The sequence below is a fragment of the Sediminibacterium roseum genome, from assembly GCF_009939005.1.
GTDB classification, from domain to species: domain Bacteria; phylum Bacteroidota; class Bacteroidia; order Chitinophagales; family Chitinophagaceae; genus Sediminibacterium; species Sediminibacterium roseum.
Genome location: NZ_JAACJS010000002.1, coordinates 233,342 through 253,981, shown reverse-complemented (window position 1 = coordinate 253,981; position 20,640 = coordinate 233,342). Strand labels below are relative to the sequence as shown.

Annotated in this window: 22 protein-coding genes; 5 read left to right on the top strand and 17 right to left on the bottom strand. The window is 45.7% G+C overall.

Annotation, left to right across the window (positions count from 1 at the left end):
* Nucleotides 1-222: 222 nt before the first annotated feature.
* The 5 genes from GWC95_RS01070 to GWC95_RS01050 all read right to left on the bottom strand — a co-directional run bounded on the left by GWC95_RS01070 (nt 223) and on the right by GWC95_RS01050 (nt 2,859).
* Complete coding sequence (locus GWC95_RS01070) at nt 223-603, bottom strand: VanZ family protein (protein ID WP_161816816.1); 381 nt, start codon at nt 601-603, stop codon at nt 223-225.
* Between the two features lie 31 nt (nt 604-634).
* Nucleotides 635-1,411, bottom strand: a complete 777-nt coding sequence (locus tag GWC95_RS01065; RefSeq protein WP_161816815.1) for an anti-sigma factor — start codon at nt 1,409-1,411, stop codon at nt 635-637.
* Entirely contained in the window at nt 1,411-1,953 is a 543-nt protein-coding gene (locus tag GWC95_RS01060) for an RNA polymerase sigma factor (RefSeq protein WP_161816814.1), read from the bottom strand. The genes GWC95_RS01065 and GWC95_RS01060 overlap by 1 nt, the downstream gene beginning before the upstream one ends.
* A gap of 54 nt (nt 1,954-2,007) precedes the next feature.
* On the bottom strand, nt 2,008-2,385 hold the full coding sequence (gcvH, locus tag GWC95_RS01055) for a glycine cleavage system protein GcvH (protein WP_161816813.1): 378 nt from the start codon (nt 2,383-2,385) through the stop codon (nt 2,008-2,010).
* Nucleotides 2,386-2,514: 129 nt separating this feature from the next.
* Entirely contained in the window at nt 2,515-2,859 is a 345-nt protein-coding gene (locus GWC95_RS01050; protein WP_161816812.1) for a hypothetical protein, read from the bottom strand.
* A gap of 138 nt (nt 2,860-2,997) precedes the next feature.
* Between GWC95_RS01050 and serS the strand changes: the two genes are divergently transcribed.
* The gene (serS, locus tag GWC95_RS01045; RefSeq protein WP_161816811.1) at nt 2,998-4,266 is read left to right on the top strand and encodes a serine--tRNA ligase; all 1,269 of its coding nucleotides are present in this window, start codon (nt 2,998-3,000) and stop codon (nt 4,264-4,266) included.
* A gap of 151 nt (nt 4,267-4,417) precedes the next feature.
* Here the strand turns inward: serS and GWC95_RS01040 are convergent, their stop codons facing one another.
* The 3 genes from GWC95_RS01040 to GWC95_RS20025 form a co-directional block, all read right to left on the bottom strand.
* Complete coding sequence (locus GWC95_RS01040; RefSeq protein WP_237722022.1) at nt 4,418-5,080, bottom strand: L,D-transpeptidase family protein; 663 nt, start codon at nt 5,078-5,080, stop codon at nt 4,418-4,420.
* A 223-nt stretch (nt 5,081-5,303) separates the two neighbouring features.
* Nucleotides 5,304-5,471 carry a hypothetical protein gene (locus tag GWC95_RS01035; RefSeq protein ID WP_161816810.1) on the bottom strand — a complete coding sequence of 56 codons (168 nt, stop codon included), beginning with the start codon at nt 5,469-5,471 and terminating at the stop codon, nt 5,304-5,306.
* Nucleotides 5,472-5,497: 26 nt separating this feature from the next.
* Nucleotides 5,498-5,635: a DUF6934 family protein gene (locus tag GWC95_RS20025; RefSeq protein WP_394351245.1), complete on the bottom strand. Its 138-nt coding sequence runs from the start codon at nt 5,633-5,635 to the stop codon at nt 5,498-5,500.
* 217 nt (nt 5,636-5,852) lie between these two features.
* On the opposite strand from GWC95_RS20025, the gene GWC95_RS01030 reads away from it, so the two are divergent.
* Both GWC95_RS01030 and GWC95_RS01025 read left to right on the top strand, forming a co-directional pair.
* Nucleotides 5,853-6,335, top strand: coding sequence for a hypothetical protein (locus tag GWC95_RS01030; protein WP_161816809.1), 483 nt, complete (start codon nt 5,853-5,855; stop codon nt 6,333-6,335).
* Nucleotides 6,336-6,729: 394 nt separating this feature from the next.
* Nucleotides 6,730-7,392, top strand: coding sequence for an endonuclease III domain-containing protein (locus GWC95_RS01025; RefSeq protein ID WP_161816808.1), 663 nt, complete (start codon nt 6,730-6,732; stop codon nt 7,390-7,392).
* Between the two features lie 113 nt (nt 7,393-7,505).
* Here the strand turns inward: GWC95_RS01025 and GWC95_RS01020 are convergent, their stop codons facing one another.
* From GWC95_RS01020 to mqnC, 9 genes are all read right to left on the bottom strand, one after another.
* The gene (locus GWC95_RS01020) at nt 7,506-9,182 is read right to left on the bottom strand and encodes a DEAD/DEAH box helicase family protein (protein WP_161816807.1); all 1,677 of its coding nucleotides are present in this window, start codon (nt 9,180-9,182) and stop codon (nt 7,506-7,508) included.
* Nucleotides 9,182-11,497 (bottom strand): ATP-binding protein, encoded by a 2,316-nt coding sequence (locus GWC95_RS01015; RefSeq protein ID WP_161816806.1) that lies wholly within the window; start codon nt 11,495-11,497, stop codon nt 9,182-9,184. Before GWC95_RS01015 ends, GWC95_RS01020 begins: the two co-directional genes overlap by 1 nt.
* A gap of 1 nt (nt 11,498) precedes the next feature.
* Nucleotides 11,499-11,798, bottom strand: a complete 300-nt coding sequence (locus tag GWC95_RS01010; RefSeq protein ID WP_161816805.1) for a hypothetical protein — start codon at nt 11,796-11,798, stop codon at nt 11,499-11,501.
* Nucleotides 11,791-13,392, bottom strand: a complete 1,602-nt coding sequence (locus GWC95_RS01005; protein WP_161816804.1) for a DNA cytosine methyltransferase — start codon at nt 13,390-13,392, stop codon at nt 11,791-11,793. Before GWC95_RS01005 ends, GWC95_RS01010 begins: the two co-directional genes overlap by 8 nt.
* A gap of 335 nt (nt 13,393-13,727) precedes the next feature.
* Entirely contained in the window at nt 13,728-14,603 is an 876-nt protein-coding gene (locus GWC95_RS01000) for an outer membrane beta-barrel protein (protein ID WP_161816803.1), read from the bottom strand.
* 18 nt (nt 14,604-14,621) lie between these two features.
* On the bottom strand, nt 14,622-15,794 hold the full coding sequence (locus GWC95_RS00995) for a hypothetical protein (RefSeq protein WP_161816802.1): 1,173 nt from the start codon (nt 15,792-15,794) through the stop codon (nt 14,622-14,624).
* Nucleotides 15,795-15,868: 74 nt separating this feature from the next.
* Entirely contained in the window at nt 15,869-16,357 is a 489-nt protein-coding gene (locus tag GWC95_RS00990; RefSeq protein ID WP_161816801.1) for an RNA polymerase sigma factor, read from the bottom strand.
* Between the two features lie 113 nt (nt 16,358-16,470).
* Nucleotides 16,471-16,680, bottom strand: a complete 210-nt coding sequence (locus tag GWC95_RS00985) for a hypothetical protein (RefSeq protein WP_161816800.1) — start codon at nt 16,678-16,680, stop codon at nt 16,471-16,473.
* Between the two features lie 76 nt (nt 16,681-16,756).
* Nucleotides 16,757-17,881 carry a cyclic dehypoxanthinyl futalosine synthase gene (mqnC, locus tag GWC95_RS00980; RefSeq protein ID WP_161816799.1) on the bottom strand — a complete coding sequence of 375 codons (1,125 nt, stop codon included), beginning with the start codon at nt 17,879-17,881 and terminating at the stop codon, nt 16,757-16,759.
* A gap of 170 nt (nt 17,882-18,051) precedes the next feature.
* Between mqnC and GWC95_RS00975 the strand changes: the two genes are divergently transcribed.
* Together GWC95_RS00975 and GWC95_RS00970 are read left to right on the top strand one after the other, a co-directional pair.
* Nucleotides 18,052-19,242 (top strand): aspartyl protease family protein, encoded by a 1,191-nt coding sequence (locus GWC95_RS00975; RefSeq protein WP_161816798.1) that lies wholly within the window; start codon nt 18,052-18,054, stop codon nt 19,240-19,242.
* 150 nt (nt 19,243-19,392) lie between these two features.
* Nucleotides 19,393-20,628: a M16 family metallopeptidase gene (locus GWC95_RS00970; protein ID WP_161816797.1), complete on the top strand. Its 1,236-nt coding sequence runs from the start codon at nt 19,393-19,395 to the stop codon at nt 20,626-20,628.
* Nucleotides 20,629-20,640: the final 12 nt, after the last annotated feature.

Here is a 20,640-nt window from a genome sequence, read left to right as displayed (position 1 = left end):
GGTAAACGCAGGGCTTGTTTTTGCATCTTATATATAGAAAGAGCGCAAGAGAATGATTTCCCGGGTTTTAGAAATCATTAACAGGAAACGCGAAACCAATGGCATATCGTTTGCGTTAATACATACAGAAGCGCACGATAATTTAAAACGATTAGTTATACATTTTTCTCATAAGCAGTTAGTTTTGGTTGCGGTCCCGATTTCCATCGGGACCAATTTTTTTTACCCCTTCCCCAAACCCCTCCACCTGCTGAAGAAATAAGCGGCCAGGCAGCCGGTGCTGTCGGCCAGGATATCCGCCCCTTCGAATGAGCGGTTGGGGATCCAGTATTTCTGCACAAACTCCATCAATGTTCCGTAAACAATTCCCCCGGCCAGTATCAGGATAAGACAGGTTTCTTCTTTACCCGTTGCCAGATCTTTTCCGCGAAGCGGCCTGGCAAACAGGAAGCAGAGGATAAAGAACAGGGCGATGTGAACCCATTTATCGGCGTGCACCACGGCGAACCAGGAATTTTTAGGGATGGCCGAACCGGGCAGGCACAGCAAAACCACAGTTACCACGAACCAGAGTATGGCCGGTATAAAACTCCTTTTAGTCAAATTGAAAAGATTGAGCGCGGAAAATACACAATTATCCAACCTTGCCCGCCACATACATCTCGGCCATGGTTGGTTGTTCTACGCCGCCTTTTTTCTCGAGGGTGATGGCAAACATAGATGCTTTGGGGATGTTCTTCATTTTAGCGAGGCCGGTAACGGGATCTATCATACCTGCATCCACCGGCTTACCATCAACAATGGCCCATAACTGGTATTGCTTTCCTTCCGGTGCGGCGGGGAGGCGGTTTTGCATGAGGTATACGTCTTTGGTGCGGCTGTCCCAGAACACAGTGGCCAGGTTGCCTTCCCTGCCGGTAACCCCTTTCATATAAACTTTCACCACAGCAGTATCGTTCATGATCTGCATGTCTTTCTCCATCTCGTTCGATCTTGCCTGCATCACATCGTTTTTGGCGATGAGGCTTGTTTTTTCAACCAGCAATGCCTGGTAGGCATCTGATGTGTTGCGGAACTGTGTATAATAGTAAATATTCAGCGCGGTGCTGGCGATGAGCAGGATTACGGCGGCAGCCATTGCATAACGTTTCCCTGAAAACGCCACTACGCGTGCTTTTTCTTCTTTTTCAAAATCGAGCGATTTGAGCAGGGCCTGTTTCACATCGGCGCGTGGGGGCACGGCAGCGGCGAGCGCCTGCTCTTCCAGGTTACGCTCAAACGCATCAATGGCCGCCTGTATCTCGGGGTATTGATGGCTGAGCCGCACCAGTTCGGCAGCTTCCTGTGTATCGGCCATGCCCAAAACATAGCTTTCAATCACACCACTTTCTATGTATGCCTTTATATCCACTACGGTTTTATAATTTCTCTTAATTGGATCAACGCTGTTCTTAATCTTGTTTTTACGGTTCCCAAAGGTATATTCAACATCTTCGCGATCTCATCCTGCGTATAGCCCTGGAAATACGAGAGCTCTACCAATATCCTGTATTCTTCTTTCAGGTTGTATACTATTTTTTTCAGGCCGATATGGTCTGTACGCAACTCGTTGGTTCCTGCAATGGCGGAAGAATCGTCGGGCAATTCCCTGTTCTGTTTGCTGTTCTGATAGCCCCTGCTGCGGATGGTATCGATCGATGCGTTCCTGGCAATGTTAAGCATCCAGGTAAAGAGCCTCCCTTTGGAGCTATCGTAAGTATCGCCCTGTTTCCAGATCTTGACGAATACTTCCTGCAGCACATCATTGGCCAGTTCCTCATCGTTTACGATGTTCAGGATAATGGACAGGAGCGCCCCGGAATAGTTATCATACAGGTAGCTGAAGGCATGCTGGCTCCGTTGCCTGAGCAACCGGACCAGTTCAGGTTCGCTGTATTTTTTAACTACTTCCAAACGCAGGTTATAAGGTTGATGCGGTTATATACGGGAGAATGTTTTGCCCGGTTTTTAAGAAACCAGGGCGGTATATGCTGCACTGTCCATCAACGCTGCCACTGCATCAGGATTGTCTACGGTCATTTTGATCATCCAGCCATCTCCATAAGGATCTGTGTTCACCAGTTCGGGTTGTTTTTCGAGAAGAGGATTCACTTCGGTAACCGAACCCGCAACGGGGAGAAAAAGATCACTCACTGTTTTCACGGCCTCTACCGTTCCGAAAACTTCTTCGGCGGCGAGCGACTTACCAACGGTGTTGATGTCTACATAAACGATATCACCCAGCTCATGCTGCGCAAAATCGGTAACACCGATGGTTGCAACATTGCCTTCAATCTTGATCCATTCATGGTCTTTTGTGTAGCGGAGGTCTGCCGGAAAATTCATAGTGTGAGGTTTTGTGCAAATATTGGATAAAAATGGGGCAAAGTCAAAAAAAGCCTTCGCCGCGTATTGCGGAGCCGCGCGCCCGGTAAACCTGTTTTTTTTAAATAGCCGTTGGCCCGGACCTGTATTCTAAAATCCCTCGTTCTCCATATACAACAACACGTGATCCTTGATAAAATTTTCCTGCTCCATCAGCATCATCGTTGGCAGCTCTTTTACCTGCCTGTAGTGTGGCCAGCCGTCTGCGTCGTTTCCTTCGAGTATATAGTAACCGCTTTGGCTGAGCGCTTTGCAAACAGCCACGTGCATGAGGTCCTGCTTCTGTTCCTTGGATATTTTCTCGTTCATGAATCCCGTCTCCTGCATGCCAATGAGAAAAAGAACGGCCTCCAGGTCGGGCTTTTTACCAAACCGCTCCACCAGTTTCGCCTCGAGGTTCCACCATCTTTGTTGTAGGTCGTCTGAAATAAACATAAGGCAAAGATAGCTTTGCGCCCTGAGCCCCGAGCCACCCGTCGCGGATTTTTGAAGGGAATTATCACACCAGGGAGAAAAAAGCCGGTCCCGCAGCTCAAACCGCAAAGCTTATCTTTGCGCAAAACAACGAATCCCATGCTACAAGTGAATGTATTGCGCAACAATACAGAAGACGTTAAAAAAAGACTGGCGGTAAAGAATTTCAACCAGCCGGAACTGGTTGACAGGATCATTGCGCTGGATGACGAGAGAAAAAAACTCCAGGCCGATTTCGACAATACACAGGCGAAAGTAAATACCGCATCCAAAGAGATCGGTAAAATGATGGCACAGGGAAACAAAGACGCGGCCGAAACCTTGAAAACCGATGTGGCTGGCTGGAAAGCCACGCTCGAGCCCCTGAAAGAACAGATGGCTTCGGTTGAAAAAGAATTGATGGATACATTGGTCATCCTGCCCAACCTCCCATCGCCGCAGGTGCCGAACGGGAAAACGCCCGAGGACAACGTGGTGGTACGAGAAGGCGGAACCAAACCCACGCTGGGCGCCAATGCGCTTCCGCATTGGGACCTCATTACCAAATACGACCTGGTTGACTTTGAAACCGGCGCCAAGATCACCGGCCGCGGTTTTCCTTTGTACAAAGGGAAAGGCGCCAAACTGCAGCGTTCGCTCGTGCAGTATTTTCTTGATTACAATACCGAAGCGGGATATACGGAGTACATTCCGCCTTATATGGTGAACGAAGCAAGTGCATTTGCTACGGGACAGCTGCCCGATAAAGAAGGGCAAATGTATCATGCCACCGCAGATAATTTTTTCCTGATCCCAACGGCGGAGGTTCCGGTTACCAATATTTACAGGGATACGATCGTGAAGCTGGAAGAACTGCCCATCCGCATGACGGCCTACTCGCCCTGCTTCAGGCGGGAAGCCGGGAGCTTTGGGAAAGATGTGCGCGGTCTCAACCGGGTGCACCAGTTTGAAAAAGTAGAGATCATCCAGATCACCGAACCCGGGAAAAGTTACGAGGTGCTGGATGAGATGGTAAAACACGTAGAAAAACTACTCATCAGTTTAGAATTGCCATACCGTATTTTACGCCTCTGTGGAGGCGACATGGGTTTCACCAGCGCCATCACCTACGATTTTGAAGTGTTCAGCGCCGCACAGGAACGCTGGCTCGAAGTGAGCAGCGTAAGTAATTTCGAAAGCTACCAGACGCACCGGATGAAATGCCGCTACAAAGATGAAGACGGTAAAATGCAGTTCACACATTCACTCAATGGAAGTGCATTGGCATTGCCCAGGATCGTGGCCTGTTTGCTGGAGAACAACCAGGAGGAAGAAGGGATCAGGCTGCCGGAAGTGTTGCACAGGTATTTTGGAGCGGCGCGAATTTAAACCCATGCTTCTGCTGCTAAAAGCGAATGTTGAATCTGAGTGTCTGGATTAATCACAACAACTTCGATAAATAAATAAGGTGATCATTAAAGTGATCACCTTATTTATTTCGGTTCTGGTCGTGCCGCTCATTCTGCATGGAGGCAATGTATCATCGGCGAATTTCCACTTCCGTTCCCACCGGCAACATGGAAAATATCTGCTGGATAAAAGCATTTTTTGTGCTGATGCAACCTTCCGTCCAGTTCTGGTACTGATCGATCGCAAAGTCTTCGTGCGGCCAGGTGCCGTGTATGCCGATGGAGCCGCCGATGCGCGCGTTTGCGGGGATCTGTCCTTTGGCTTTGCGTTCGTTGAACCTGCGGTAGCTTTCGGCGGTAGGGTAATCGATGGAAAGAAAGCTGTCCCATTTTTCGTGTCTTCTTTTCATGGCAATGTGAAATATGCCTTCGGGGGTTTTGCGGTCGCCCTCCATCATTTTATCGCCGAGGTCTTTGTTGCCGAATACAACGGGGTAGCCAACGATCCATTCGCCGCTGGAGTCGTAGATGTGCATTTCGTATTTGCTTTTGAGAACGAGTACGCGAAACGTGTTTTTGGTTGCCGTTCGGAAATTGTAAATTTTTGCTTTTTTGAACGAGCTGTTGGTGAGAACAACCACACCCATCAGCGAGAGGTACAACGGCGTTTTCATCTTTTTAAAGGGCAGATGAGTGGTAGCCGTAACCACAAATTTTCTCAAAGGAGAGCTTGTGGCATTCACCACAAAGCGCAGTGACTTTTGCACCGGCAGTTTCATAGTTAGCGTACGCATCGTTTTTAGATTAGAACACCAAACTAGGAGAACGGAATGTTGTGTATTTCTTAATTCACCAAAAATTAAGTTAAGGTGATGGTAATTGGAAATGAAATTGTAGAATTCTGAAGATGTATCACATAATGGCATGCAAACGCAAGCACACTTTTAATGGTTCTTACTCGAAGGCTGGACTCGTCTGTTGAGCCAACTACCAAACATGTTTTACTAAGTGTTTCATCTATTTCGTATTTCTTCTGTTTACCAGTTCTCTTGGAAACCCGTATTTGTCGAGAACCTCCTTTGATCGTTTGGCTTTGTTTACAAAAAAAGGATCGTTGCCGTAATCTTTTACTTTGTTATCCGGCTTTGTTTTTTGCTTTTTCTCAACGCCTGCTTTGCCTGACATTTGAATGATTTTTATCGGTTGTAAAATTACTTTTTTCGGGATACTACCGTAGAGTGCTGTAGGCAGAACCGTACAATTTTCCTGATTTTTCCCTTTGGCCCCTCGTTTTCAAATTCAAAATCGAGCATTGTTTCACTGGTAACATATTCATACCGATCGAGCATCATGAAAAAAACGCAATGAGAAAGACAACTAGGTTGGGTGTTAAACGTAATATCATCCTTTTATAAATCGTATTTCTACCCGTTTACCTCCGATGGTTTTTCTTCATTTGATTACCAATTCCACCACGTATTTCTACGCAAAAATTGCGTAGTTCTCCGCTTGCATTCTGGTTCGGAAACTGTTCTATCGTATATAAATTAATCTTAACTGTTTGTCATGCAAAACAACAAGATCTCCGTGTCGATCAGTGCTGCCGACAAACAGGCGGTACTGAAAAACGTGGCTGCGTTACAAAACCAGCTCAAATCCGTTCTCATCTTCAACCTCACAGCGGAGGACCGCAAGGGCATGGCGAAAATGGGCGAGCGGATGGCAACCTTTACCAGTAAATCGCTTACCTATGCCGGCCAGAACCAGTCGCTCATACCCGCGTTCATGAGTCTCGACAAGGCCAACAAGGATTTCGCCCTCGCAATGGACCTCGCCGAGATCCACAAAAAGCTCAGTACCCTGCTAACAGCCCTGGAAGACACCATGATGATCGCCGGCGCCGAGGCCCACGAGAGCGGGCTCATCTTTTACAATGCCGTAAAAGGCGCCAGCCGCTCCAGCATACCCGGCACAAAAGCCATACAGGAAGACCTGGCCGCCCATTTTCCTCGCAGCAAGTTCACGAAGAACCCTAAGACAACTGATTGATAAAGAAGGTTTAGCTTGGTTTTTTTAGAGCCCTGCCAGCCCGGGTTTTTTGCGCCCGCCACTGATAGGGTTTCAAGCCAATCGATTACCATCTAACCAATCGTTTCCTGATCTTAAGATGTATTTGTTCTTTTTGTAGATGCATTTGTCGATTTTGTACAAACGATTGGGGTCGGAGACTAATCCTTGTGAGATTTTGTAGAAGTGTTTGTTTGTTTTGAAGATTTGTTTGTTCTTTTTGTAGGAGTGATTGGGGTACGAGGCAGATGGTTTGGCGATTTTATAGAAAATTATCTTGGAAAGAAGCATGACTGGGGTTTGCTAAATTTATGCTGTTATGGATAGGATAGAATGATTTTTTAATCTCTGTGTTTACATCCTTTGAATTTATAAAATGGAGAACATCCCTCAAGACAAAATCGAATTTTTCCAACACCATATCCTTGAATGGTATAAATCCAATGGCCGTAATTTCCTTTGGCGAAAAAAAGGGCTTACGAATTATCAATATGTCATTGCCGAAGTATTACTCCAAAGAACAAAAGCAGAGACGGTGGCGAAATTTTACCCGGATTTCATAAGAAATTTTCCTAACTGGTTGTCAATCGCTAGTGGTAGTGCCTATCAACTCGAAGAATTTCTCAAGCCTGTTGGACTATATCGTCAACGATCAAAGAGGTTAATGAATTTAGCGAAGGAAATGGTTAAACGGAATGGCAGACTACCAAAAGAGCGAGGAGAGCTAGAATCGATCCCTTTTATGGGGCAATATATTGCCAATGCAGTGGAATTAGTGATTTTTAATGAACAAAAGCCGCTAATTGACGTGAATATGTCTAGGGTGCTTGAACGATTTTTTGGCGAAAGGAGAAAATCTGATATAAGATACGACTCTTATCTCCAAGAATTAGCACATGAAATCGTCAGATCTATGCATTCAAAAAGTATAAATTGGGCAATTCTTGACTTCGCCGCCAAAGTTTGTAAAACAAAGCCACTCTGTCCAATATGTCCCATAAAAAACAAGTGCTTATACTTTGTTGAGCATGGGGGATAAAAAATACTAACTTTTCAAGAAGCAATTTATTATGTCACATAATATATCCCTTTCGGTCTCAGAAATTTATCCCAATAAAGGAATTTTGAGGAGTTGTATTAAAACTTGAATCTTTACAAAAAGTAGACTGTATCATCCTCTGAATACTCATCCAACTCCGATGCATCCGCAGTAACCAAGTTTAGAAAGTCTTTCGAAGTCTCGTCAAAAAAAGTTAACTCGAATTCGGAAGGTAATTTCAACTCTTCTATAGGAGTTGTACGAGTTGGTTTTTCGACCGCCTCCTTAAATTCCTGTTTAAATAGTTTGACGGTCGCAAGCCTACGAATATCAGCTACAAAATCCAACACCAATAACGTTTTTCCTTCCTTGAATCGTAAGCCGCGGCCGAGTTGTTGAAGAAAAATAACCCTGCTGTGCGTAATTCTTAAGTACACGAGGAAATCGACATCAGGGACATCTACGCCTTCATTGAGCATATCATAGCAGGTCAGGATTTTTATTTCTCCAGTCTTAAACAAACGCAACCGTTTTGCCCGTTCTTCTGAACTCGGCACCCTCGTGGTCAACGACCGTGCTGGGAAATTGAATTGAGTCCGCAACAATTGTTCAATTCTTTCTGCATGCTCACTACTATTGCAAAAAATAATTCCCCGTTGGGGTTGCTTAAAATTCCAATATTTAAAAATTGTGTCGCATATTTCTTCGTCTCTCTCTGGGATAAACAACTTTTTGTTTAGTTGTTTAACAGTGTAGCCGTTTTTGCTTTCGTTACTAATCCAACTAGTATCGATGTTGTCGTTCTTGATTTTATATTCTATATTAGCCAGATATCCTTTTTTTAAAGCTTTAATCACGTCATACTTTACCAAGGGCTCGCCAAAAATTTTTTTAATACTTCGTTGATCTTTACGGAATGGTGTAGCGGTAAGTCCTAGTAAATATTTTGGATCGATTTTCTGGATTACATCAATAAATGTGTCGGCAGCTGCGTGATGCGCTTCGTCTACTATTACAACATCGAAGGTCAATTGTGGCCTCTTCTCGAAGTAGCCTTCGAAACTTTGAAACGTGGAAAGTAAAACTCCTTGGTCAAAACTAGGTTTTTCACCCTCATGCAAAATATGGGTAGCAACAGACTTAGGTAGATTCGTCCAAATAGATTTGTCAAATTGTAGGAGCAATTCCCTCTTATCTGCAAGGATCAATACCTGTGAACCGGGATGATTTTCATATAGCCACCTGAGAAAACAGCCAGCCACGTAGGTTTTTCCTAGGCCGGTTGCCAGGGTTATTAATCCTTTGCGGGTTCCATGTTCAAACGATTCGATAATTTTTTCGATCGCTTCTCGTTGATAAGGGCGTAAAACTTTTTTATCCGTTGGCCATTCTGGAAGTAACTCAAACGACTCTAATATTTTATTTCCAGTAAATGTTTCAATCTGGTAGCCTTGCCGCTTGTAAGTTTCAAGCCTTTGCTTCTGTGCTGTACCCAGCACTCGGTTGGATACGCATACTCCCTGTTGAATTCCATAGAATTCGATAGCCCGAACTACGTCGCCCACAATATCTACACTTAAATTACTGTTGCCTTGGTAGAACTTTGTTTGAAATATCTTCTCGACACCATCTTTTGAACCGAGTATATCGGCCCCCTTATCACCAGAACCGCCGACAACGTCGTATGAATCCCATCCTCTATGGGCAAGCAACCGCGCAATTCCCCGTTCGAAAGCCTGCCAAGGGCCTTTAGTTAGTCTATCAATACCTAAGAAGCCGGTTGTCGTCATCAAGATACTTTTGAATTAAGAAACTCAAGGCTGAACCTATTGCGGATAATGAGGTTACGTTGTTGCTTTACAAGCACATCTGTGTAGTTGGATAAGTCGAAGATAAACCATTTAATATCTCCAAGGTAGCCGTTGTATTGCTCTAGCTGTCTTGTCTTGATATCCGAATCATCTAATGTATCATACGGTAGCGCAAAATAATTGTCGTCATAAATCAGTGAAGGGTTACTTTTTGCAAAATCTATGATATAAGAGTAGTCCATGTACTTTAGAAACTCCGTAGTGGTAAGAATTGTGTCAACATCTTGAAGACTCTTCGCTTCAATTTGAAGATAATTTTGCTTCAGTGTTTTCAGTTGTTCTGGGGACAAAACGGGCAATTGCACCAATGGTTGACCGCTAACTTCATTAACTAAATAGTTTTGGATATCTGTAATCAAGGCCTTTGCTTCCGATACTAATGCTTGAACACTTAGCATCTTCTCTCCGAAGTATTTATTCTTGAGTTCGTAATAAATACGACTAAGTGGCCATATATCTAGGTTATTCAGTTTTTCGTAAAAGCGTGTTGAAATTTCCATCAATACAAGGTCCTCCCATCCATCGGCAAAATCCTTGAAGAGCGGGTGATTATTGTTTACGTAGACATTAAATTTGGACGCCTGAATCGCCTCGAATATGATTGGTGACTTAAAGTCAACGGTTGGCCAATAATTATAGATGGCTAAGCGATAAGGCATTTCATTAAGTGTAGGCCTGAGATCAAGTTCTTTATCTGCCAAGTGAATCTTCCTGCCCGGGTAAAGGTCTTGATCTTGGGCCGCATTTGCACTAGGTGTAGGATTGGAATCGTTGGTCGCATCACCCGTATTTTGCTCTCCTTCCGCGGCAGGTGGGGTATTATCCATAATAGTAGGATCAATACCAGAGTCATCGACAGGAAACTCCGCGTTGAGCACAGCTTCGTACCATTTTGTATCCGACTGATAGTCGGGATCCCCTTCATAAAATAAATCCGCCCATTTCTTTGCTTCTGAATATAACCCTTGGCCTGCTTTGTTGCCAGGAATGAGGTTTTTCAGCCCCACAGGGAATGACTTACGATAACCATAAAAAAGCTTTGCAAGCGGTGACTGATTCCGTGTAAACTGTAGTGATTCAGCGATCTTTGGTTGCAAAGGGCCCTTCCCGCGCACAACTTCGACGCTGTCTAACCAATGCTTGTCAGTCTCTTCAAAACTGTCTTTCGTGTACGTTGGAGTAATGAAGTCTGCGATAATTTCACCAACAATCCGGCCACCTTGAGCAGTCGTATCGATTGGGTAATCTTTAATAGGTTCGCCATTATTTTTATTATACCTGTCCTGCCATGTAAAAAGCGATTTGTCCAATTTTTTGATAATCCTTCCGTTGCGAATAATGTTAATCCCATAATGTTCTAAATCATTGTAACGTTGAATTCCCACCCATCCTTTTATGTTAATCTTCCTTGCCTGAACCATGTCCGCCAAGTTACAGTTTGGACAAACTGTTTGGGTGGTTATATCTGCTTCATATTCGTCAATCCATATAAAACATCGTGCGCAATAATGTCGATCATCGAAATCATGGTTAAAATGCTGCACCGCGTGTATTTCTTCCCCTTGGTAGATGACTGACCGCTCCTCGGACCAAACACAAAATTCGAAAGGCTTAAGTTGAACCTGGTTTGTTTTGATTGATATCTTATACTCGTCAAGCAATTTTTTTGAATAAATCCTGTTCAACTCTTTTTGAATATGTTGCTTGTTCAAAAGTTTTTCCGCCCTTGGGTGGAATTTGGATATTTCAATAGAAGTTCCAGACACAGCAAAAGTTTTCTTCCGCCTTAAGAGTTCTCGCACAAAGCTTTTTGTCCTTTGCATTTCAATAAGATCTATACGAACACCAATTTCGTGATCCATTTCTTTGGTGCTTGTCCACACTTCAACCACATCACCCAACCTTGCCGTTGCAATGTTAAAACCCATGCCGAACAAACCCAAGTTATCCGTGCTTTGAGAAGTGTAACCGGCTTTGAGGCAATTTTCCAATTCATCTTCAGTCATTCCGGTACCATTGTCCCGAATCGACAGAGGGATATTCCGTTCGATCTCGACCCGCGACGGAATCTGAATTTCGATCTCGTTGGTTTTCGAAGAAGACTTTGTTTTGAGCATTGCATCAATTGAATTATCGACTAACTCTGCGATACATTGCCAGCCCTTAAGTTCGATTTGCCCCAACATGCGCAAGATTCGAGGGTCTGGAGTGAGGTTGATAGTTTTGATTGACATTTTATACGCTTTTAACCGATTGCAAATGCTGAATCCATAGTTTTTTACAAAGCTTATTCATATTGCCGTAGCTGTAATCGCCGTGTTTTCCTAGGTTTCGAAACATTAATAGCTGGGCTTCAATACTTCGAACCGTTCTGTTGATTTTTAGGGCCAACGCAATGATTGAAGGATTTGTTTCATGGATTTTCAAAGTTGTATCATGCAGAAACAGGTCAAGTACTTGTTGCAATTCTGGTTCTGTCCAGCGTTTGCCGGAGTTTTCATTCTTTTCGCCTCCTTTTACGCGCTCCCTAGTCATTTTCAATTTTATTGATTATGTTATGAATTACCTGGCCAAGGCGTAATGCCAAAAGAGGGGGAACAGCATTACCGACCTGTGTATATTGTGGTATTTCAAAACTACGTTGTTTGCCACCTGTGGTGACCTTTGACCTAAATTCAAACCAATCTGGAAATGATTGAAACCTTGCCATTTCTCGCACAGTTAATGTGCGGAGTTCATTCTCCGAGTAATGACATAAATCGTCAGGGATAGTCATTTGCGCCGGGGCTGGTTCATTTGCTTTCAAAGCCCTTTGACTGTGCTTTTTTGTTTGAATCGATTTAAGATAGTCAAGGAATTCGGGGAAACTAGCTAAACGCTTTAATGCCTCCTTCTCGCCTTGGTGAGTTAGGATCTTAGTTTTCTTGATTTTTTCAAAAACAATTTCGGCTGTCGTTTTATCAAGGTTACCAAGCAACGCTTTCAATGCCTCTGGGGCAGTTCCGTTTAGTGTTGTAACGAGTTGCAGCCACCTGAATCTTGCGCGAACTTGGAAATTATGACGTCGTGTAATATGGTTGACTAGCTTGTTCGATTTCTTCCCTTTTTTGGCGAATAATTTATTTAAAACCATTACATATGCTGGCATACTCGCTTCATCAACCACGTTGCTTTCTAAATCCCCGATGGCCTCTTCAGCCGAGATGAAATTGTTCTTATTCGTCTCGATGGCCGGCATTAATTCTCCATTAAAAACTTGAGGAAGCTTGTTAATATCATAAAGTTCGAGGTCTTTATGAGTAATGACATCTAAGTTCAACTTATACTTTTGAACAAGTTTGTAAAACCGATCGGCGTTTTCGAGAATACTTTTTGAAAGGGGATCGTTTGTCTTTGTAAGTAAAGCCTGAAGCACGTCTTTCCGCAGCGCCATCAAGATAAACCGAGGTCGATTTTGAGGTACTCCATAAAACTTGGAATTCAACATGAAACAGATTGGAACGAACTGTTCCAAACTAAAAGCTTTAGCCACTTCAACCCACGCATGATATTTATGCCCATCTAGTGTAAACGGGCTGGTTATACCCTTTACGTTTTCGAGCAGGACCACCTTGGGTTTGATCATTCCTGCAAACTTTGCAAAAGACAGCGGTAAGAGATTCTTGTGGTTATCTTTTTCACGTCTTCCAGCCAGACTAAAGCTTTGACATGGAGGTCCGCCTGACAACAGATCTACATCTTGTTTCCTGAGTTGTGCCAGTAATTTCGGTTTGGAGGAAAGAACATCTAGAAAATCATTAATATTTCCTACTATAAGGTTGTTGTCGAAAACCGTTTTATCATCAATATCTGTGCGATTTCCTTTAGAGTAGTCGAAGGGATTTTCCCTCAGTCGTTCGGTTAACTCTAGCTGTGTAAATTGTGAGCGGAGCCAAAGGACCTTGTTAGACGAACTACCTTTGCTAGCCAGCTCCCGGAGGTTTTCATCCAGCAGGTTATAAGCGAAGGTTTCTCCGGCCATCGGGGAAAGTTCATTAGCCAATACTAACTCGAAGCCGGCCGCTTCCAACCCCAGCGACATCCCGCCACACCCCGCGAATAATTCGATATGTTTCAATTTTCTATCCATTGACCAAGCCAATATATGTATTTATTCGATTATACCTATTTGGATTCCCGAAATATGTGTCTTTATCGACGATAAGCAGTCCTGAAAGAGGATGGCCTGACCATCCAAATTAAGGAGGCAAAGGCCGCAATATCTATCAATTTAACTACTTGTCTTGATATATACAACAAGTCAAAGCCATATTCAACTAATTGACTATCCCCTAGGAGACATGTTGCTGCATAAAAACGAAACCATAACTATGGTCTACAAAAAGCTATGCGTCATTGGCACCGAATGATATCAAAAAAAACGCCCCTCTAAAGGAGCGTTCTCAAAATAACTAAATTTAATCCCTACCAATTACTAAACCTAATCCCCACCGTATACGGATACTGCTCCACCCGTGTAACTTCCTTCTGCAGCCTGTTCAGGCTATAGCTGCCGTAAAGCCTAACCGGGCCCAGGCCAATCTCGCCGATGGCGGCTACTCTCCAGGGTTCGAAGTTGAAATCGCCACGGTATTTCTGTTTGCCGCGCTCGCCGGATACCTGTTTGTTGCGGCTGTTAGTGAGGTAGCCCGCGCTCACACCTGCGCTGAAACTCAGGCCACGGCGACTGTCGGGCGTGGTATTGAAGTTGAGCATGATGGGCACCGTTAAATATTCTACGTAAAGCTTGTTCTTGGTAAACGAAATCGAATCGTTGAACGCATACGGCTGCGGATCCTTACGGTAGCTGATGTCGTTGTCGAAACGGAAATTGTACATCTCCAGTCCGAGGCCATATTTCAGGTTCACCACGTGTTTGATGAGGTTCAGTTTCTGGATGAAGAGCCAGATGTTCACGTTGCTCGATTTGCCGGTGATGAGTTTGGTGCTGTTCTCATTCACGGCGCCGTTTGCCGGGCGCAAGGTTTTGAAATAGCCGCCGGCATTGGCTGCGGCATAATCGGTCTGGTCGCGCCAGTTGGCAAAGCCGAGGTCAACGATCCACCAGTTGGTGCTGATGTTGCTGCGCCGGCGCGGTTTGCGCTCGATGCGGTATTCGTAACTGCTGCGGCGGTTGCGGTTGTCATCGTCTGAAGTGGTGCTGTTGGCGCCGTTCTTCTTTTTGATGATGATGAAGTTGCCCACTTTCACCGTGTCCGAATTATTTCTGGTAGTATCTGTTTGAGCATAACTCATTCCTGCAACCAGTAAGCAGGTTGCTGCGCATAGTAAGCGTTTCATACGATTTCTTTTTTCTTGTTATCGAATTGCACGGGTATTGGAAGAGGGACGGCTCTCTGTTTTCTCATCTTCAGTTTTTGATTTGCTGCGGAAGATGCTTCCGGCTTTCCTGAAAAATCCACGGAGCTTGTCTTTGTTGATCTCTAATGAACCCAGTAATAAACTTTTCTTTTCATCTTCTGTATCCAGCTCCCTGTAAACGGCTGGTTGTGCCTCATTATTGTTCGGCCCACCACTTACGGCATCGGTGCTGGAGGCGGTACCGGCATGGTTCTCCAGTGCCGCATGGTCGGTATTCACGCGCTGCGTGCTGGTAACCGCTGTCTGAAAACTGTTGTGGTTGTCTGTTGATACGGTCTCTCCCCGTATCTCTGTCGCTTTCGGAAGGTCTGCAGCCGCCAGCAGGCTGTTATTCGCACCAGCAGGCTGTTCAATGGCAACGGCTGTATTGTTGTTTGTATTCGGGGCCACAACGGCTACACCATTGTTTTGTTTCAACACAACGTTGTTGGTAGCGGTTTGTGAAGAGGGCGACTGCCCATTCTCAACCAGCGCCGTTCCGTTGTTGTTTTCCTTGTTAGCAGATGGATCAATGCCTGCATTGCGGGTTGCCGCTCCTGCATTGTTTTTCGCTCCGGCCTGGGCGATGTTTTGCTGTGGTGCGGATCCTGTTGTTTGATCACCGGGCAAAACGCTCCATACCGCAACCGCCAGGCCAATGATCGCCGCAGCAACGGCAATACGTTGCCAGCGCAGGTAAAATACCGGTCTTTCTTTTTCTTCCTTGCGGTACAATGAACTTTTACCAGGGAAAACGATCGTTTCTGCCTCCAGCCTGGTTTGTTTGAGCAAGGTAAACCCTTCCTGTACGGCAGGATGCTGCAGCACAAAGGTTTCCACTTTTTCCTTTGCTTCGGGTGAGAGCTCATCATCCACAAACAAAAGAAACTGTTCTTCGCAATTGGCAAGGGTAATGTCTTCAGACTCTTTCCTGTACAGCGATTCCTTATCACCAAAAAGCAATGGCTCATCCAGTAACTGCACCTGCTGCAACATCTCCAGCTCCTCTGCGAGATGGGGATGCAAACGCACAAATTCGTCAACAGTTTCTCTTTCCGCGGCAGACAACTCATTGTCTACATACAGCAGGAAAAACTCCTCGTAATTTTGTATCGTGATCTGTGATGGCACGTTGCTTATTGGTTTATTGTTCGGTTTGCTGTTAACTGATCGTTCTCTTTCTCCATTCTTTCCTGGTTGTTTCTTTACCTTACATTTTCCGGGCTCACCAGGTATTCCCGCAAAATCAGCCTTGCCCTGTGTAAATATACTTTTACCTGGCTTGGGTTAAGATCCATGATCGCGCCTATCTCTTCGTAACTGTAGCCTTCGTAGTCTTTGAGCATTACCAGGCTTCTCTGTGTTTCGTTGAGACGGTTCAGGGCTTCCATCAGCGTTTTCCTGAGCTGGCTGTTCTGGCTGATGTGTTGAACCCGTCCATCTTCTGCAAATTCATCTTTCAGCTGTACGCGTTTGTTTTTCCTGATGTGATCGATCATCTGGTTGTAGGCCACCGTAAAAAGATAGGATTTGGATTTTTCGGCTTCCACCTGGTCCCTGTTGCGCCATAACTTTTCGAAAGCGGTTTGCACAATATCCCTTGCATCTTCTTCATGACGAAGATTTTTTACGATAAAGCGGTACACATTATCGGAATATTGATCAACACATTGGTTATAATCTCTCTCAGTCATAAACAGCGTAATAGCTCTGGGTTGCCTTGTATAGAAGTGATACGGGCGAGGCCCTGTAAATGTTACAATGCAAAGAAAAAAAATCCCGCGGTGATTGCCGCGGGATCCGTTATTTATTTGATGGTCGATACGATGAGGTGATGAAAGGAGCCGTCGTCCATTCCGCCGCCGCCTGTTTCGGCGGGTTTTGGCGCCTGCCGCTCTTTACAGCAGGGTGTTTGGGCGCACATTATCTTTTTTGCGCCCTGGCCGTTGATCAAAAACGCCACCAGGCTAAGGGTAAGCGTGGCTAAAACAAACAGCAGGATAAGTCTTGGTCTCATGACCGGTGGTTTTGGTTGTATACGAATTTAATCGAATTTATTATTTGCGAAGGTTAAAAAATGTTAAAACCTCCCATTAGTAATCGATCACCTGCTCCTGTATTGCTGCGGGGATCTCTCTCCACTCGTATTGCTGGTTGCGTAGTTGTGGTTCAAAACCGGCTTCGCGGATGGCCTCCTGCATGGTTTTGTAGGTGAAGCGGTGCGGGGCGCCCGCGGCACTCACCACGTTTTCTTCGATCATGATGCTCCCGAAATCGTTCGCGCCCGCGTGGAGGCAGATCTGTGCGGTCTGTTTGCCCACGGTGAGCCAGCTCGCCTGTATGTTTTTCACATTGGGAAGCATGATGCGGCTGATGGCGATCATCCTGATGTATTCATCCGGCGTTGTCAGGTTGTGCACCCCGCGGATCCTTGCCAGCAGCGTATCCACGTCCTGGAAGGTCCATGGAATAAAGGCCAGGAAGCCTTTCGCATGTTCCGGTTTACGGCTCTGTACCTCGCGTATCCTTACCAGGTGGATGAACCGTTCTTCAAGGGTTTCCACATGGCCAAACATCATGGTGGCACTGGTGGTGATGTTGAGTTTATGGGCCTCGTGCATCACCGCGAGCCACTCATCCGCGCCACATTTTCCTTTGGAGATGAGGCGCCGCACCCTGTCTACCAGTATTTCTGCGCCTGCGCCGGGCAATGAGTCGAGCCCCGCTTCCTGCAATGCTTTCAGCACATCGTGGTGGCTCATTTTCTCCAGCTTTGCAATATGCGCCACCTCGGGCGGCCCCAGTGAGTGCAGTTTTACTGTCGGGTACTCCTGTTTGATGGCCCGGAAGGTCTTGGTATAGAAATCGAGCCCGAGCTCCGGGTGGTGACCGCCCTGCAACAGCAACTGGTCGCCACCGTATTTAAAGGTTTCTTCTATCTTTTTCCGGTACGTGGGCATATCCGTAATGTAGGCTTCTGCGTGGCCCGGTATCCTGTAAAAATTACAGAACTTACAGTTGGCGATGCATACATTGGTGGTATTTACGTTCCGGTCTATCTGCCAGGTCACTTTGTTGTGCGGTACCTGTTTCTTCCGCATTTCATCGGCCACGTACATCAGTTCGGTGAGCGGGGCGTGTTCAAAGAGGAACATACCTTCTTCTATGCTGAGAAATTCGAATCGTAAAGCTTTCTGGTACAGGTCTGCTGGCTGCATTTCGGTCGTTGTTTGGTATCTTAAACAAAGGTAGGCGGATAAGGTTGATTAGCTGCGCATCAAAAATCGAATATTTAGTGTCTACCATTCATAGGGCCATCTTTTCCGTCCACACAACCCTGCGAAACAGATGTCCGTATGATCAATAACCTTAGTTATTTTTAACCTGCATGAAACCATTCTGTATTGCTATTGCCTTGCTATGCGTGGCCCTCAACGGCATGTCGCAGGAAGAATTTGTGGCCCCTGCCGCAAAAATGATCACACGTTTTGGTTTTACGCAGCTTAGCGGCGGCATCATCATCGTTCATGCGAAACTGGATGATAACCCCGACAGTCTCAATTTTGTGCTCGACACCGGCTCGGGCGGTATTTCCCTCGATTCTTCTACCGTAGATGCGCTTCACCTTAAAACCGTAAAAACAGACCGCGTGATCCGCGGCATTGCGGGCATGCGCACAGTGGATTTTACAAACGGCCATATATTGAAGCTCCCCGGTCTTACCACGACCAATATGGATTTTCACATCAACGATTACGAGCTGCTTACGAGCGTGTATGGCATAAAGATCGATGGCATCATCGGTTACAGTTTTCTAAGGAGGTACGTGGTGCGCATCGATTACGACAACCTGGAAATTGAGATCTACAACCCAGGCTCTTTCAAATACCCACGCGGCGGCTACCTGCTGAAACCGAATTTCTCAACACTGCCGCTGCAGACAGCCATCATAGACGATGGCCATGCCACCATGAGCCGTTTTATTTTTGATACCGGCGCGGGGCTCTGCCTTCTGCTTTCGAGGGATTATGTGAACGACAGCTCCGTTTTCAAAAAGAACAAAAAATTCTACCCTACGCAGGCCGAGGGGTTGGGCGGAAAAAGCACCATGAGCGTTGCCGTGGCAAAAGAACTGCGCATCGGCCCCTATAAATTCAAAAAAGTGCCGGTGCATATTTTCGAGGACGATTACAACGTAACCTCCTACCCGCAACTGGGCGGATTGATCGGCAACGACATCTTCCGCCGCTTCAATGTGATCCTCAATTACCCCGAACAAAGCATCCACATCAAACCCAACGCGCATTTCTATGAACGCTTCGATTATTCCTATACCGGGCTGAGCATGTACCTCATCGATGGCGAGATCAGGGTGATCGACGTAATGCCGGGATCGCCGGGCGACAAAGCGGGTTTCCTTCCGGGCGACATCATTTTCTCTGTGGAGACCAATGCATCCAAAAACATCCAGACCTATAAAAATCTCTTCCAGAACAGCATCGGCAAAGTGCAGGTGATCATATTCAGGGATAATATGCCGAAGGCGCTGGTCATCGACGTGAAAGACATCCGGCGTTAGCGGTCCAACCTGATCCTATTTCCACGGATTTCACAGAAGAACACTGTTGGCGTTTCTGAAATTATTATACCAACCGTGTTCTTCTGTGAAATCCGTGGCAAAACAAGCTTCTCCAAACGACTCCCTTAAAATTCTTATTTTGCGCCTTCTATGATTACATACGATCGATTTGTGTTGGACAACGGCTTGCGCGTACTGGTTCACGAGGACCATTCTACCCCCATGGCCGTGGTTAATGTTTTGTATGATGTGGGCGCACGCGATGAGAACCCGGCACAGACAGGGTTTGCGCATCTTTTTGAACACCTCATGTTTGGCGGGAGCATCAACATCCCCGATTACGATGAGCCGCTGCAACGCGCGGGAGGAGAGAACAACGCCTATACCACCAATGACCTCACCAATTATTATTGCCAGCTTCCCGCAGAAAACATTGAGACCGCCTTCTGGCTCGAGAGCGACAGGATGATGAGCCTTGCATTCGGTCAGAAAAGCCTCGACGTACAGAAAAAAGTAGTGACCGAGGAGTTCAAGGAACATTACATCAACAAACCTTATGGCGATGTGTGGCATAAAATGCGGGAGCTTGCATACACAACACATCCTTACCGCTGGATGACCATTGGTAAAGAATTGAGTCATATAGAAAATGCACACATCGATGATGTAAAAGCATTTTTCTTCAAACACTACCGGCCCGTAAATGCGATCCTTGTGGTGGCAGGTAATGTAAAAACGGAAAACATCAAACGCCTTGCAGCGAAATGGTTTGGCGATATCCCTATGGGAGAAAAATACAATCGCCAGCTGCCGCAGGAGCCCAGCCAAACCGAAGCAAGGCAACAGGAAGTACATGCCAATGTGCCCTTGAATGCACTGGTAAAAACATGGCACATGGATGCACGCCTCGAAAAAGGATACTATGTGATGGACCTGGCCACCGAAATTCTCGGCGGTGGCGGCTCCTCGCGTTTGTACCAGTCGCTGGTGAAGGAGAAACAACTGTTCTCGAGTCTCGACTGCTATCATTTCGGCAGCACCGATAAGGGCCTCGCGGCCATTGATGGCAAGCTGGTGAAAGGAGTGAAGATGGAAGACGCGTTGAAGGCCGTAGATGAAGAGATCGAAAAAATACAATCCGAACAGGTTTCCGGTACCGAACTGCAGAAAGTGAAGAACAAAACCGAGAGCGTGATCGCTTTTGAAGACATGGCCGTGATGAGCCGCGCAGGCAGCCTGGCAATGTATGAATTACTGGGTGATGCAAATATGATGAATACCGAACTGGAAAGATATCAGTCCATCACATCTGAAGACATACAATTGTACTGCAAAGAGGTTTTCAGGAAAGAGAACAGCAATACGTTGCTGTATTATGCAAAATAAAACAGTATCACT

Coding starts and splice junctions, on each gene's coding strand:
- gcvH (WP_161816813.1), bottom strand. CDS start 2,385: ATGAATTTTCCGGCAGACCTCCGCTACACAAAAGACCATGAATGGATC.
- GWC95_RS01050 (WP_161816812.1), bottom strand. CDS start 2,859: ATGTTTATTTCAGACGACCTACAACAAAGATGGTGGAACCTCGAGGCG.
- serS (WP_161816811.1), top strand. CDS start 2,998: ATGCTACAAGTGAATGTATTGCGCAACAATACAGAAGACGTTAAAAAA.
- GWC95_RS01040 (WP_237722022.1), bottom strand. CDS start 5,080: ATGCGTACGCTAACTATGAAACTGCCGGTGCAAAAGTCACTGCGCTTT.
- GWC95_RS01035 (WP_161816810.1), bottom strand. CDS start 5,471: ATGTCAGGCAAAGCAGGCGTTGAGAAAAAGCAAAAAACAAAGCCGGAT.
- GWC95_RS20025 (WP_394351245.1), bottom strand. CDS start 5,635: ATGCTCGATCGGTATGAATATGTTACCAGTGAAACAATGCTCGATTTT.
- GWC95_RS01030 (WP_161816809.1), top strand. CDS start 5,853: ATGCAAAACAACAAGATCTCCGTGTCGATCAGTGCTGCCGACAAACAG.
- GWC95_RS01025 (WP_161816808.1), top strand. CDS start 6,730: ATGGAGAACATCCCTCAAGACAAAATCGAATTTTTCCAACACCATATC.
- GWC95_RS01020 (WP_161816807.1), bottom strand. CDS start 9,182: ATGACGACAACCGGCTTCTTAGGTATTGATAGACTAACTAAAGGCCCT.
- GWC95_RS01015 (WP_161816806.1), bottom strand. CDS start 11,497: ATGTCAATCAAAACTATCAACCTCACTCCAGACCCTCGAATCTTGCGC.
- GWC95_RS01010 (WP_161816805.1), bottom strand. CDS start 11,798: ATGACTAGGGAGCGCGTAAAAGGAGGCGAAAAGAATGAAAACTCCGGC.
- GWC95_RS01005 (WP_161816804.1), bottom strand. CDS start 13,392: ATGGATAGAAAATTGAAACATATCGAATTATTCGCGGGGTGTGGCGGG.
- GWC95_RS01000 (WP_161816803.1), bottom strand. CDS start 14,603: ATGAAACGCTTACTATGCGCAGCAACCTGCTTACTGGTTGCAGGAATG.
- GWC95_RS00990 (WP_161816801.1), bottom strand. CDS start 16,357: ATGACTGAGAGAGATTATAACCAATGTGTTGATCAATATTCCGATAAT.
- GWC95_RS00985 (WP_161816800.1), bottom strand. CDS start 16,680: ATGAGACCAAGACTTATCCTGCTGTTTGTTTTAGCCACGCTTACCCTT.
- mqnC (WP_161816799.1), bottom strand. CDS start 17,881: ATGCAGCCAGCAGACCTGTACCAGAAAGCTTTACGATTCGAATTTCTC.
- GWC95_RS00975 (WP_161816798.1), top strand. CDS start 18,052: ATGAAACCATTCTGTATTGCTATTGCCTTGCTATGCGTGGCCCTCAAC.
- GWC95_RS00970 (WP_161816797.1), top strand. CDS start 19,393: ATGATTACATACGATCGATTTGTGTTGGACAACGGCTTGCGCGTACTG.